Annotated in this window: 15 protein-coding genes; 6 read left to right on the forward strand and 9 right to left on the reverse strand. The window is 58.5% G+C overall.

Annotation, left to right across the window (positions count from 1 at the left end):
* Nucleotides 1-54: 54 nt before the first annotated feature.
* Both ABIA45_RS08660 and ABIA45_RS08665 read right to left on the reverse strand, forming a co-directional pair.
* Nucleotides 55-222 carry a hypothetical protein gene (locus ABIA45_RS08660; protein WP_404651712.1) on the reverse strand — a complete coding sequence of 56 codons (168 nt, stop codon included), beginning with the start codon at nucleotides 220-222 and terminating at the stop codon, nucleotides 55-57.
* 193 nt (nucleotides 223-415) lie between these two features.
* Complete coding sequence (locus ABIA45_RS08665) at nucleotides 416-595, reverse strand: hypothetical protein (protein WP_404651713.1); 180 nt, start codon at nucleotides 593-595, stop codon at nucleotides 416-418.
* A gap of 1,031 nt (nucleotides 596-1,626) precedes the next feature.
* On the opposite strand from ABIA45_RS08665, the gene ABIA45_RS08670 reads away from it, so the two are divergent.
* Both ABIA45_RS08670 and ABIA45_RS08675 read left to right on the forward strand, forming a co-directional pair.
* Entirely contained in the window at nucleotides 1,627-3,003 is a 1,377-nt protein-coding gene (locus ABIA45_RS08670) for an FAD-dependent oxidoreductase (protein WP_404651715.1), read from the forward strand.
* 381 nt (nucleotides 3,004-3,384) lie between these two features.
* Complete coding sequence (locus tag ABIA45_RS08675; RefSeq protein WP_271542238.1) at nucleotides 3,385-3,864, forward strand: GNAT family N-acetyltransferase; 480 nt, start codon at nucleotides 3,385-3,387, stop codon at nucleotides 3,862-3,864.
* Between the two features lie 189 nt (nucleotides 3,865-4,053).
* Here the strand turns inward: ABIA45_RS08675 and ABIA45_RS08680 are convergent, their stop codons facing one another.
* From ABIA45_RS08680 to ABIA45_RS08710, 7 genes are all read right to left on the reverse strand, one after another.
* Nucleotides 4,054-4,554 carry a GrpB family protein gene (locus ABIA45_RS08680; RefSeq protein WP_271542237.1) on the reverse strand — a complete coding sequence of 167 codons (501 nt, stop codon included), beginning with the start codon at nucleotides 4,552-4,554 and terminating at the stop codon, nucleotides 4,054-4,056.
* Nucleotides 4,555-5,283: 729 nt separating this feature from the next.
* Nucleotides 5,284-6,042: a hypothetical protein gene (locus ABIA45_RS08685; protein WP_404651716.1), complete on the reverse strand. Its 759-nt coding sequence runs from the start codon at nucleotides 6,040-6,042 to the stop codon at nucleotides 5,284-5,286.
* A 134-nt stretch (nucleotides 6,043-6,176) separates the two neighbouring features.
* Nucleotides 6,177-6,797 carry a hypothetical protein gene (locus ABIA45_RS08690; protein ID WP_271542235.1) on the reverse strand — a complete coding sequence of 207 codons (621 nt, stop codon included), beginning with the start codon at nucleotides 6,795-6,797 and terminating at the stop codon, nucleotides 6,177-6,179.
* 142 nt (nucleotides 6,798-6,939) lie between these two features.
* Nucleotides 6,940-7,302, reverse strand: coding sequence for a hypothetical protein (locus ABIA45_RS08695; protein ID WP_404651718.1), 363 nt, complete (start codon nucleotides 7,300-7,302; stop codon nucleotides 6,940-6,942).
* 11 nt (nucleotides 7,303-7,313) lie between these two features.
* Nucleotides 7,314-7,889 (reverse strand): DUF1376 domain-containing protein, encoded by a 576-nt coding sequence (locus ABIA45_RS08700; protein ID WP_404651720.1) that lies wholly within the window; start codon nucleotides 7,887-7,889, stop codon nucleotides 7,314-7,316.
* Nucleotides 7,890-8,408: 519 nt separating this feature from the next.
* Nucleotides 8,409-8,750, reverse strand: coding sequence for a helix-turn-helix transcriptional regulator (locus ABIA45_RS08705; RefSeq protein WP_404651722.1), 342 nt, complete (start codon nucleotides 8,748-8,750; stop codon nucleotides 8,409-8,411).
* A 402-nt stretch (nucleotides 8,751-9,152) separates the two neighbouring features.
* Entirely contained in the window at nucleotides 9,153-9,515 is a 363-nt protein-coding gene (locus ABIA45_RS08710) for a hypothetical protein (protein WP_271542233.1), read from the reverse strand.
* A gap of 202 nt (nucleotides 9,516-9,717) precedes the next feature.
* Between ABIA45_RS08710 and ABIA45_RS08715 the strand changes: the two genes are divergently transcribed.
* The 4 genes from ABIA45_RS08715 to ABIA45_RS08730 all read left to right on the forward strand — a co-directional run bounded on the left by ABIA45_RS08715 (nucleotide 9,718) and on the right by ABIA45_RS08730 (nucleotide 13,308).
* Entirely contained in the window at nucleotides 9,718-9,867 is a 150-nt protein-coding gene (locus tag ABIA45_RS08715) for a hypothetical protein (RefSeq protein ID WP_333919497.1), read from the forward strand.
* Between the two features lie 721 nt (nucleotides 9,868-10,588).
* Nucleotides 10,589-11,488: a tetratricopeptide repeat protein gene (locus ABIA45_RS08720; RefSeq protein ID WP_271542232.1), complete on the forward strand. Its 900-nt coding sequence runs from the start codon at nucleotides 10,589-10,591 to the stop codon at nucleotides 11,486-11,488.
* Between the two features lie 825 nt (nucleotides 11,489-12,313).
* A complete protein-coding gene (locus ABIA45_RS08725; RefSeq protein WP_271542231.1) occupies nucleotides 12,314-12,979 on the forward strand; it encodes a response regulator transcription factor in 666 nt (221 codons plus the stop codon).
* A 14-nt stretch (nucleotides 12,980-12,993) separates the two neighbouring features.
* The gene (locus tag ABIA45_RS08730; protein WP_370157853.1) at nucleotides 12,994-13,308 is read left to right on the forward strand and encodes a hypothetical protein; all 315 of its coding nucleotides are present in this window, start codon (nucleotides 12,994-12,996) and stop codon (nucleotides 13,306-13,308) included.
* Nucleotides 13,309-13,410 lie beyond the last annotated feature (102 nt).

Consider the following 13,410-nt stretch of genomic DNA (forward strand, 5'->3'; position numbering starts at 1 on the left):
TAGGCGACATGGACCACATCGACGACATGAAAGCGGCCGCAAAGTGAGGCGGCCTTACTCTCCTCGCTTGCTTTCCCGTTCATGGTCATCGAGCATTTCTAAATGGCTCGCAAGCTGTGGGCGATGTTGGTGAGCAGGGCGACTTTCTTTGGGGATACCGATGACGCCAGCTTCAATCTTGAGGGCTTTGGCGGCCTTCCGACGCTCAATGGCGCTAATCATTACAGGCTCTCCGGTCGGTTGTGCACAATCGCCGCCCACGGTTGCGCGGACAAGGCCGCCCGCTTAATCTGCGTCGCGGGCAGCGGCTTCCCAGCCCCGGGTGGGTTTGCAAAACCCCGGTGCCCAACGGATTGCATATCCGCATCGTGTGATCTGAGCAAAATTGCTCATGCTCTTGCCAATTGAGGCGGCCCTACTGTCGGGTATGGCGCTTCAAAATCGCAACGCGCCGTTCACGCTGCCACACTTCTAAGTCGTGCCCGTCGAGCATCTGGGCGGCCTTGGCCTTGGCCCCCTCGTCGTCAGCGCATTCGAACTCATGAACCCCGCTGATATGCCCGTCCTCGCTCATGATGTAAGCGCGGTAGTCCATCGTAGTCGTTCCCTTTATTGGAACGATTATACCCGGCGCCAAGCGGGTGAAAAGTCAAGTTGGGCCACACCCGTTTTCAACTTAGGCCACTAGCGTCGGAAACAGGCCAGCGCCCCCTGAGGGCATGAGAACACTTAAGCAACGCAGAACTGATCATGAATCGCCGGCCGCACATCCAGAGTCCGTTTAGGGTCAAAAGCAGCGGTCGAAGTGAGCACGGCGCCGCGTCCGGTCTGCCGCCGATAGCCGACAATACGATGGTCTCAGCATTGTTCGGTCAAGGTCCGGAAGCGGCAGTCGTCAACGAGGGGACGAAGAGGCAACCGAGGCGGCCTTACTCTTCCTCATGTTGCCTTTGCGGCCGACGCAGGGGTCCTAAAGTCCGGCAGGCATGCTATTGCTTGTTCCAGCTCTCTTGCGATTGCCTTGTAACGAGTGAGCGCCCGCGCATAGACGTCGCGCTTGAGCTGGCTCCTTGCTGCCTGTTGAAGGCGCTCGCATTCGGCCATTTGCACGCGGAGCAGTTCTAGATGGGCCCGCATCTCTTTAATGGACAAGTCGTCTATCCCACATCCGCTTTGGCTGAATGGCGAACTTGGACACCCGCCAAGGCAAATCATGAGAACTGTCGATGAGGTCCGCAATGCGTCAGAATGCGAAGTGCTCAAAGTGAGCAAAGTCAGTCCGCTCGACGCCACCAAGCGCACCACATTGAAAGGCGTCTCCACTTCGCCGATGGGCCATTTTCGGACTCATGGGGAAAAGTGAACCCTCATTCGATTACCTCATTTGGCCTGCAACAGCTTCGAGGTCGGTAGCGCCTCAACTGTCCTCGGCTAGACGTTCAGCTCTGCGGAGTTCCCTCAATCGCGAACCCTGGCCAGGCGGTATCAAAGAACCGAAACACGTTCTCGAGCAGCCTTGCGACTGGTGCCGAAAGGCGCGATGATATTGCACCGGGCGTAGTACCGGCGAATGTTCAACGAGTGTCCTGCTTCGTCCTGCAGTTAAGTAAATGCCGGGAGGGGTCGATGGTACACGTTGGCAAGCACGCGGTTGTGGTGGGCGCGGGAATGGGCGGTCTTTTAGCCGCACGCGCTTTGGCGGATCATTTCGACGAAGTAACCATACTTGAGCGTGACTCGTTTCCGGATGCGGCTGATGCGCGCAAAGGCGTACCGCAAGGACGGCATACGCACGGATTGCTTGCCCGCGGGCGCGAGGTACTCGAGCAGTCGTTTCCCGGATTTACTGAGGAAATAATCGCTCAGGGAGCGGTACCTGCGGACATCGTCAACGATGGGCTTTGGTTCAATTACGGCGTCTATCTTCACAATGCCCCCAGCAAGATGGTTGGGCTCGGGGTGAGCCGACCGACGCTGGAAGGCTTCGTGCGACGGCGGCTCCTTCAACTACCCAACATTCGGGTGCAGGAGCGTCGTGACGTGGTGGAGCCGGTGTTTGATCTCCCCTCCGGCCGCGTGACCGGTGTTCGCGTCCAGTCAGAAAATGGCTCAGGCGACAAGGAAAGCCTGGAAGCCGATCTCGTCGTTGATGCGAGTGGTCGCGGGTCATCAAGCCCCACATGGCTCAATGCGTTTGGTTTCGCAAAACCGCCGGAGGAGCAGGTCACTGTCAATCTCGGCTATGTCACCCGCTTCTGTCGTCTCAAGCCCGAACATATGGAGAATTACCTGCATGGCAGGAAATTCGTTCTTATGGGGGCGTGCTTGCCTGATTTTCGCTTCGGTGCCCTTCTGCCACAGGAGCGCGAACGTTGGACCGTGACATTAGGCGGTTACATGGACGATCAAGCACCACTGGATGATGCTGGTTTCCTTGAGTTTGCACGTGGCTTGCAAAAGCCGGAAATATTCAACGTGATCCGGAATGCGGAGCCGCTTACTCCGCTCACGCCATACAAGTTTGTTTCGAACACACGACGTCACTACGAGAAACTGACTCACTTTCCGGAAGGCTATCTGGTGTATGGCGATGCCTTGTGCAGCTTCGATCCGGTCTATGGTCAGGGAATGACGGTAGCTTGTGTGGAATCGCTGGCCTTGCGCGAGTGCCTGGCAAAAGGAAAACAAGGGATTGCTCGCCGCTTCTTCCAGATGGCCAGTCGGGTCATCGAAACTCCCTGGCAAATCGCCGTGGGCAGTGATTTGCAAAACCCGCGCGTTGAGGGCAAGCGGACGGCGCAGGTGCGCTTTGTCAACTGGTACATATCGAAGTTTTACCGAGCGGCACAACGTGACGGCGCGCTGGCAACCAGGTTCCTGGAAGTCGCCAACCTTATGCAACAGCCGACCGCGTTGCTAAGCCCAGCGAACGCGCTGAAAGTGTGGATTGGAAGTCGGGACATGCAGCATCCCGACCTTGGTCAGGGGCGCCAAGCCGCCTAGCCACGGTGGCGACATGTCGCAATCGACACCTTTGTTCAGTCGCGCGCCCACAGGCAGCATCGCGAGGCGTTAGTACTCAATCTCAATGTGCGGTGCGGTCCCGGTAGGTTGCGTAAGCGCGTTTGCAACTGCGTGGCGGCGGCAGCGAAGTACGCATCCATCCCGAGCTGGGCGGTCTTGGTGCGCCACCCGGGAAGGCGAGTGGCCCATCTCGTAAGTGGGTCGAAATGCGAAGAACTCAGGTTGAGAAAATCTGGTCCGCTCTGCCACGATGAGCGGACTCCCGTCAGACAGGGCGCAACTTCGCAGATGGGCCAAAAGCGGTCGAACCGCCATCGCATCTTATGGTTGCACCCTCATGATTCTGTACATAATTGTCGAATGGAAATTCGGGATGCCAAGATTGAGGACGCAGAAGCTGCTTGCCTTGTGATGAGGCGGTCGATCGCAGAACTGTGCGAGGCTGATCATAAAAATGATAGGGGCATCTTGGAGCGTTGGTTGAGAAACAAGACTCCCGAGATTTTCTCCGCTTGGATAAAGCAGCCCGGTAATTCGTTGCTCGTCGCCACGGATGAAGGCAAAGTTCTTGCCGTGGGCTCGGTCACTGACGCAGGCCAAATTACTCTGAATTACGTTTGCCCAGATGTGAGATTTCAAGGCGTCAGCCGTGCCTTGCTTCGGGCGCTCGAAGAGAGGGCACTAGAGCGAGGCAATACGCGGTGCATCCTCACGAGCACTGAAACCGCCCTTCAATTCTATAAATCGAACGGCTACACGACCGATGGCCAGCCGGTCGGCAACTTTGGTACTAGCTCTGGCTACCCTATGTTGAAGGTGCTCATCAAGAATCCAACTTAACGGCTAGCGACTTCCGCTTCGGGCCCCTTAGGCGACATAGGGCGAGTTGACTGTTATGAAATAGGACGATGTGAGGAGAACCTGCGAATAGCCAAGAAGAAGTCGGTCGCGCGCATCAGGTACGTCGTCAAGTATGAGTTTGACGGCTCGCCGCACTACGGTGCAATTCAGATCGAGGATTGCAGCGGATCAAGCGAGGCCAGAGAGAATTTTGCTGATGAATGGCTCTTTAGCGGCGAGGTACTCTTGAATGCCGCCAGTATTGTCCCGTTCCAGCTTAAGCTTTAGTTCTTGGTATCTCATCCGATCCACTGGGTGCTCTCGCAGGTGCTCTCGAAAAAGCAACATTCTATCGATCTGCGCGTGGCCTTCCCGACAGATATGAAGTTTGTGCGCCCGGAGACCGGCCACATCGCGTTTGAAGAAATGATGGCCGTCCGACAGATCACCTCCGCGTCGATAGCCCAACTCTTCAAGCGATTGCGTCCAATCTTTTATCGCTCCGGCGAGAGTGATCACCGCAAGTATGTCGATTTCGCCTTTCGCGGCTAATTCGGGCACCGCGGTGCTTCCAACGTGATGGATTTCCACCAGAGCCGATCCGAAGACAGGTCGCAGGCGCGCTTCCTCCTTCGCATATTCTTGCGGCCACCTCGGATCATAGTGCCGTATTGGGCTGGTGAGCGGCATGCGCCAAATCCTAGCCGAGATGCAGACCTACGAAAAGACCGCCGCCGGTTGACTTCCGCTCCGGGTCAGAATCGGGCATCCCGGCTTTCTCAGAACTTAGTCCGCTTCTGGCTGGAAAAGCCGACATCCCGGCACTTACTGGGTGCGGGACGCTGCAGGGCGCCCGAGATCGTAGTTTTCAACCGTAGCTATGAATCTGAGCCGCAAAAGAACGAACGCTATCAAGGCGATTTGGAGGAGGGAGTATCCGCTGGTCTAGGTTTCACACCAGAGCTCTGCCAAGTGAACCGATCTTACGATCTTGCATATTCATTCGGCCCTCAACCCGCGAGTGCGTTCTTGGCGACGCGCGGTTTCCTCGCGGAGTCGCCGCTCGACATACGCCTCAATGCTGCGCCACGTGATCTTGCGAGACGAGCCTTCCAGATAGCTTTCCAGTACCCCTTCATTCAAGAGCTCATAAGTTTTTGCGCGTCCAATTCTCAATACCCTCATGGTTTCTTGGACGGTGGCGACGAGCGCCGGTCGCGTCTGAACCGGGAGCCCGGGAGCACTGTCGGAAGTCGCTATCATGATTGGAGCCTTTCTGGTCGAGAGGAAGAGTGCGTGTCTGCGCTTCGCAATGTGGGTACAGAGCCTTTGCGCGAACATAGGCGGCGAGCGCGATGCGGTACGCGGGCATGAGACGACCTCGCTCAGAGAGAGCTGATAAATCCAGGAGCGGGCTCCTCACGTGGCGTCTCCTGTTTCCGCGCCAGTAGTTTCGAGCATTCCGGCAACGGCACAGGCGAGACGGAGCTTGCCGTCCATCTGTTCGGCGGTCAGGTCTCGCAGCGGGACGACGATGGTGTGGTGATAGCGACCGTCCGAACCAGTGATGCCGCGCGATGCCTTCCAGTCCGAATTGTTGACTAGGCTGAAATGCGTTGGCTTGCTATTGCGGTCGCCGAACCATTGCACCAGCGCGTCGACGGCAGCCTCGGCGAGTAGTGCGCCGTCATCCTTGGTCGGCACTTTCGGCTTGGGCTTGGTGCCGGTATCGACGATCAGGCCCATTTGGATCGCGACCTTGTGCAGCACAGCCGCGAGCTTGCTCTTGTGGATTGGGCCGGGCTCCTGGTTGAGCACGCAGACGCGCTCGATGAGCGCATGCTGGCTACCGATACAGCCGAGCATCTGATCGAACGCCTTCTGGGCGCGCCGCACGGCTTTGTTGTGGCGCTTGAGCTCGTCCTGCGTCAGCCGATCGAGATGGATTTCCTTCGTGCCGAATCCGTGCTCATAGGACGGCGATGCCGCGCTTCGGCGTGGAAGCCCCTTCAGCCACTCGTAGCGGCCGTAGACCTCAGCGATGCGAAAACCTGCATCGACCTCGGCATCGGACAGCTCCTTGAACATGCCCATGCGGCCGAGGACGGTTGTTAACCGCGGATCGACGCCGAGGCGCGGGCCGTATTCCTTGATGCGAAAGAAAGCAGTCGGTGCCACGCCGTGAGGCTTAGCGCCGTTTGCCTTGCGCTCAGCCACGCGGCGTGCGCTTGGGTCGTAAGGTTTCCTTGTAGATGCCATTTCCCTGTTCCTTTACATCCGCCCTAGATAGTTGGTGGTGAGGTGATCCGTGGCTAGTCCTCGGGTGAAAACTCGCACTTCGGCGGCGGAGCGGGCGCACGCTTGGTCAGCTTCATGCCCGTGGCCATCGCCAGCGACATCGTGATGGTCATGCCGTCCTTGTTTGTCGGCGGCTCGTAGCCCTGCAGGACGTACTCCATGCGGCGAGTGTGCTCCTCGCGGTCGGCCTTGCGCTTCTCGGCCTCGAGCCGGGCGGCCTTGTCCATTTCCTCTTGGGCGCGGTCGCGGCCAGCGGCATCCATCTGCTCGTGAAATTCCATCCGCTTGAGCTCGATGCGCTTCCTGGCATCTTCCGATGGTTGTGCGGTGCTGCCCTTGACCGTCGCGCCGATCAGCAGCGTCAACCGATTGCGCTCCCTTTTCGCCTCGTTCAACTTCTCTTCGGCGAGTTTGTGGATCTCCGGCGCCGATGGCGGATAGGTCGGATTGATGCTCGGTGCGGCACCGCGGCGGATGTCGTCGCACGCTTGCTCGACCGCCCATGGCGGCAGGACGGCCAGCAGGCGCGTGTAGTCGCGCACCAGCTTGTCGGTGTCCGAACGAGGGTAGCCCATCAGCGCAGCGCTCAGAGCCCGTGCGATCCGCTTCATGTCGGCCTCGCCGTTGGCTGGCATGAGGGATTTCTGAATCGCGGCGACTCTGGTGTCGAAGCAATCCTTCTCAGCGGGGGTCAGCGCGCGCGTCAGCGTTGCGCGCCCCTGCACCAACTCCAGCGCGGAGCTTTCAACATGGCGCACAAGCCGATCGATCGCGGCGTCATGCGTCCAGGATGATACCGGGACCAGCGGAGTAGTCCTCGTTGGGAACGGAATCGGCTGCATTGGTCTGTCCTCTCAGTTCAGCGTCGAGTTCGAAAAAGATATCGCCTGCGGTCCTACGAACGCGCTTGGGAGGGCCGGTGGTACCCTGGGGCACGGGACGGGCGATCTCGGCGTGCGCATCGGCGATCGCCTTCTCGAAATACTTCAGCGAGCCGGGCGCCTCGGTGCGACCGGCCATGACGCGCTCGATCGTGTTCACGATCACGTCCGGGCTCCACCCGGCCTTGCGCCACTTCGCGACGAAGTTGGTCGAGCCGATCACGCGAGGGTCGTGCATGTCGAGGCCCTGGGCGAGCATGATGCGCTCGGTCAGAACGTGGTCCTCGGGCTTGAAGATCGACTTGCTCGGCGTCGCGGAGCAGCTGTTGCTCCGTTAGGAGCAACATTCTCTTCACTTCCCTTCACTTCACTTCTCTTAGGAACCGTAACGTCCTGCACATTCGATCCGTCACGGACACCGTTACGGTGCTCTGCTTTGAGCCGTAACGTCCTCCGGGCCTCCCCCGCTGCCGCGGTCGCCGCAGCCGTCCTACGGCTGTTGCCGCGGCGTTTCTCGTCCGCCATCAGCGCCATATCGCCGATGACAGGGTGATAGAGCCGCCCATCGCTGCACTTGATGAAGCCGTGCAGCGCCGCCTCACGCACCGCCTTCCAGCCCTTCAGGTCGCGCCCGAAGCCGGCGAAGCGCGCGAGCAGGCGATCGTCATCAGGCAGCGACGAGGCCGGCACCTGATGCCAGGCGGCGCACCAAAGCAGGATGGCCGAACGAAACTCATCGCCTGTCGCGGTCACGGAGAGGTCACTGTCGCGCAGCCGCACGACGTCCAACGGCATGTTGGGGAAGTCGCGGAGGTCGAGATCAGTGGGGACGAAGGGATCAGGCATTTCACAGCTTCACAGTTGAGTTGAGGGCTTCACAACGGCTTTCACACTTCACAGACGTCGGCGCTGTGAAGCGGGCGGAGCTCAGGGAGACGGCGGCCGCAGCGTTGGCGACGGTCCGCTTGCGTTTCCAGGCCGTTTGGTGTCGGTTTTGAGGGCAGAATCCGCTGATTACGGGGTGATAGAGCTGCCCATCGCTGCATTCGACGAAGCCGTCGAGCGCTAACGCGCGCACTGCCAGCCCGCTCTCCACGTCGCGTCCTTAGGCGGCCAACCTCGCGTTAGGCAGCGACGACGCCGGCACCCTGATGCCAGGCGGCGCACCCAGCAGAACCAGTGCAAGTAACTCGTCGCCCGTGGCTGTTACCGACACGTTCACTGTCCCGTAGACGGACGATGTCAACATGGGAAGTCGCGCAGGTGACAAAGGGATCCGGCATCTTCACAGCTTCGCAGTTGAAGGCTTCACAGTGGGCGATTTCACGCTTCACAGCCTCAGCGCTGTGAAGCGGTGGGCTTTCATCAATACTTTGCTCTTCCGCCTGACCTGCGCTGTGTTGAGCGCAAAGCAGTAGACGCCTCCATCCAGGCGTCGAGATCTGCCTGTCGATATCGCACGGCGCGACCAATTCGGACGAAGGCAGGGCCGTCGCCGGTCAGACGTCGCTTGGAAAGTGTCGAAGTCGATGACTTGATGTGAGCTGCAGCTTCCTTCGTCGTGAGATAGCGCTCGTTGGCCACGTGCTTCTCCAATGAAAATGCCCGCGAGATGAGACATCTGGCGGGCTTGGTTCGGATTGGTTGGGGATTTGGCTGGTAAAAGAAAACGCCCATCGGCTTGCCGAGGGCGTCCCTGGGGCGCATGTCTGCTGCCCTAACGTTTTCGACTTATACAGTTACCTGATGTTTCTTCAAGATACTTCGGCTGTTATGGAAATTCTATAAACAGGCATTTTCCGAAATCCCGGCACTCCGACTCGACGCGGTGTTCAGTCTACAGGCGCCGAGGGCGGGTCTTATCGCCTGGTGCATGGGGCGAGGGGTCCGAAAAGGACGACAAGCCCGTTGCCGTGCCTCAACAGCTAAGATTCTGGTTCTTCGCCGCACCATCGTCGAATAGCTTCTTCAAGTGCAACATCAATCTCCGAGAGAATGAACGTTGGTTGCCCATTCTCAAAGGTAAGTTCGTAGTTGCGATAATATCGTGGCTTCGTCCCGGTACTGAATAGAGCCTTTAAGTCAGCATGAACACTCATTCGCATTGGTCTATTCTGCTGTTCTTGACAAAAAATCATGCCGAGCTTGTGCGCGCAGGCGGGTGCCCACTCGGCCAATGCCGAGGAGCAAAAAGAGGGACGCAAACATAGATATAATTATCAATACGCTCATCTTGTATTCTGACGTCGGCAACCACCAAAACCATGCGTCTAGGCCCTTGAAAAGGCAAAAGCCGCTTACGCTCCACGCAGCTAAGCTGGCCGCGCGATCAATTAGCCTGAACCAATCTGCTGGGATGTCCGGAGCCTCGGCAATCTCTGGCTTAACAAGACGCAAGTAAAAATGAACGATGGCAAGGACAATCGGTGTGCTAGTCAGAAGCAGGAGAGCTACATCAACGAGGTTTGGCATCGGCGATTTGCCTCAGCAAGCGCATAGGTCCCTTAATTGTAGCACTATTGTCCGTGGTTTCATAGACCACGGAATGTTCCCTTGCGCCAATGCGGGCGCAGGCGTTGGTGGCAAGAAACATTCGGCGACTGCGTGTTGATCGGGGCCTTTCGCAAGAGGCGCTGGCGGCGATGCGGGGATTGACCGCACTTATGTTAGCCGCTTGGAACGAGCCCTTGAAAACCCCACAGTCGCTGTCCTTGAAAAGCTAGCGTCGGCGTTGGAAGCCTCCATCTCAGACTTGTTTGTTGTGCCGCAAAAGGGCGAGGCTCCGCCTCGGCCACTCAGGGCTGGACGTCGTCCCCGCAAGTGAAGGGGGAAGCTGGAGACAAGAGAGATCGTCCCAGATCCTTCGCCTTCCAAGGCAGGTCACCGGCTCGCCGTTTGGCCCGACGTTACAATGGCAGACGCTTGAGCGACGGAACGGGGCTCCTCCATACTAGGAGAGTTTTTGATCTGACCTAAAAGCACTTTTAGAGGACCGTGGCGCATGTATTTTGCGTTGCTACGGTCGGTAGCTACGCGTGGACGCCCGGCGAGGGTGACCGAGAACCGCTCGATGAACTCCTGCACCGGCTCGCTGACTTCCTTCCGTGGGAGCCAGCTCGCGAAAGACGTCCTCGGAAGCTTCCCGTCACCAGCCATCGGTCGTGTTGAAGGCGACGACGCACACGGGATGATCGTATTGGCCGAGGGTGGGACGGTCCGCCCGGTCGAAGCGGTCTCGCGCCACGCCGGCCGAGGCGGCAATGCGCGGGGCACGTCCAAGCGGGAGGACGTGCTCGACACGATAATCCAGCTCAAGCACCCGGAAAGACTACGATCTCGGCAAAGGGGTAACTTCGAGGCGCACGTGACCAAAGCGCGCGGGGTGTTCGGGGAGGATGCCCTGGCATTCGAGGCGAAACTCGAGTTGACGAAGACGGAGGGGCCCGCTGCGTCTGTACCGATCTCAAGAGCGAAGACGCAGAGGACGTGCAGAAGGTGCTGGAGCTGTCGGAAGCGGGTAAGAGCGCGTCCCGCTCGATTGGGCTATGACCCAGAACAACCTCGGCAAAGCGCTCGCAACGCTGGGCGAGCGAGAGAGCGGCACCGCCCGACTTGAGGAGGCGGTAGTCGCCCTTCGTTCAGCGCTTTCCGAAAGAACCCGAGAGCGCGTGCCGCTCCATTGGGCCATGACCCAGAGCAACCTCGGCGATGCGCTCCACCAGCTAGGCGAGCGTGAGAGTGATATCGCGCGGCTCGAGGAGGCGGTGGCCGCCTATCGCGCGGCGCTTAGCGAAAGAACCCGAGAACGCGTGCCGCTCGATTGGGCAGCGACCCAGAACAACCTCGGCAACGCGCTCCACACGCTGGGCGCGCGAGAGAGAGGCACCGCCCGCCTTGAGGAGGCGGTGGCCGCCTATCGCGCGGCTCTTAGCGAGAGAACACGCGAGCGCCTGCCGCTCGATTGGGCCAAGATCCAGTATAACCTCGGCAAGGCGCTCCAGACGCTGGGCGAGCGCGAGAGTAGCACCATCCGACTCGAGGAGGCGGCAATCGCCTATCGCGCGGCACTTAGCGAAAAAACCCGCGAGCGTTTCCCATTCGAGTGGGCCCTGATCCATCACTGCCTCGGCACCGCACTCCAGTCGCTGGGCGAGCGAGAGAGCGGCACCGCCCGGCTCGAGGAGGCGGTCGCAGCCTACCGTGCCGCACTTACAGAAACAACACGGGAGCGCGAGCCGGTTGGTTGGGCTAGCAGCACCGTTGGTCTAAGTGTCGGACAGATGCGGCTTGCCGAGCGAACCCGCGATCTGCAAACGGCCCAGACAGCGTGCTCTCAGATCGAGCTCGCTCTCGCAACTGCCCGCGCCAGCGGCGATGCACAACTCGTCGCGTTCTGCTCGGCGCAACTCCACCACGCCCAGGCAATTGTAAAACGATTGACCTGATGGCTTGGCGGGCGGCAGTCTCGTATAGGTCGCTAGGCGGCAGCCGCTATCTGGGTACTGGCCTGCAGTAATCCCCCATTATCGACAGTTAGAGGATATCCACTCCTCCAAACTACTACAGCCAAGCCATTGGTTATTCGCCAGTCTTTCGAAAGCGAGCTTGAAGTGTTCCGGGGAGCTACGGTGAGGAGCTACGAATCGGCGCATTTTGCTTTGGCACTCTCAATGCCGCCACGACGATCATGGGCTTCATGGGTAGCATGGGAAGTATCCTCTTCTGTTTGCACGACGTGCCGTGCGCTGAGTTCACCCACCCGATAACCTCGCGCCGCCTACAGCCCCTCTCTGCGTGAATCGGTCGGCTTGCGTTGGCACGGTCCTTGCGGATCAAGCCACATCTCCGTCGGTCTGGCAGGGAGCCGTTTCGCGATGAAGCAGAAATCTCGAGTTCCAAAGCCGCGCAAGCCCACTTTGGCACATATGGTCTCCGATCTGGTGAGATTGCTTAAAGCAATGGAGAACCTAGAGAGGCTGAGAGAGAAAGTCCGCCTAGCTGAGAGCAATCAGAGGCCCCGTTTACCCGATGCAGTCTCGGCATCGCGCCAGGGGACCGACACAATTGCAAAGATCCTTCCGCCGTAGTGTTCACGTCATCAACCGGGCCAAGTCTTCGCAGTTTTTACGCACTTGCGAGATAGGGCGAATCCGTGGGCATGGAGGAAGAGATAATGAAGATGCCGGTACCGGACCGTTTACATTCTATTTAAAATCATTTATCTCTGCGATTGTTTTAATATTTATCTCGCTTTTAAATGGAGGGGGTTGATGCGTCGCATTTCGGTGGCCATCGTTGATCATCATCCGATTACACAAGAAGCGCTTGTCAGCGTCATTGGCCGCAACGCCGACTTGGAGCTGCTGGGAACCGGATCGGCCGTCCCCGATATTCTCCAACTCGCGACTGACTGCAGACCTGACATTTTGATTGTTGAGGTCGGTATGCCAGGCAATGCTTTCGAGGCAATCACCAACGTAGTCAGCAGCGTGCCTACCGTAAAAGTTGTGGCCTTCACAGGAGTGGTCGGGGTTGCAAGTGCGATTCGAGCGCTTGACGCAGGCGCTGTTGGATTCGTCTTGAAGGCAGGTCAGTCCTGCGAGCTGATCGAAGCCATCCAAGCCGTTGCACGGGGTGAAAACTACATCACCCGGAGCTTTGCCAGCCAAGTCATTGCGGGGTTGCGGGATGAAACGCTTCGGCGGAAGGCTGCAGCCATCATCAACCTTACCATCCGTGAAGAGCAAATCGTCAAGCTTCTGGTCCGTGGCAATACGAACAAGGAAATCGCAGCGCGCCTTAAGCTGAGCGATAAAACGGTGAAACATTATATGACGATCCTCATGCAAAAGATGAATGCTCGCAATCGCTTGGAGGTCGTTGTCGCCGCTCAGAAGATGCAAGATTCCAATTTCGGCGCGCACACGCTCAATTGAGAAACTCCACATCGATGCTGCCGATCAACTTCGGAATGATCCCAATGATCAAGCAAGAAAACGAAACAACCAAACGAAATGGCTCAACGAGAGAGCATTTGTTCTGGGCACGTGAGTTCATCCAGCTCGCCAAAACTCAAGCGCGAAACAAGGGCGTCTCCGACCAGGTCCTTGCACAAGCCATGTTGGTTCATGCATGGATGCTGTTCACGGGACAGAACGAAGAAGCGTCGAGAAGATCTGTCAGTGCGCTCTTTGCGTCGAGCATGGCCAAGAAGTTGGCAGCAGGCTCATTGAACCACAGCAATTCAAGGCCGATGGACTCCTAGGCAGGAGCTCGCGCCTCTGGTTGGTAGCAGCAGAAAGCTTGCCGCATGTTGGGGATAGCCGACGCGGTGACCACGAATATCCGACTTCGGGACCTGTATCAT

Origin of the sequence: Bradyrhizobium sp. USDA 336 (genome assembly GCF_044908355.1) — a bacterium.
In the GTDB taxonomy this organism is placed as follows: domain Bacteria; phylum Pseudomonadota; class Alphaproteobacteria; order Rhizobiales; family Xanthobacteraceae; genus Bradyrhizobium; species Bradyrhizobium yuanmingense.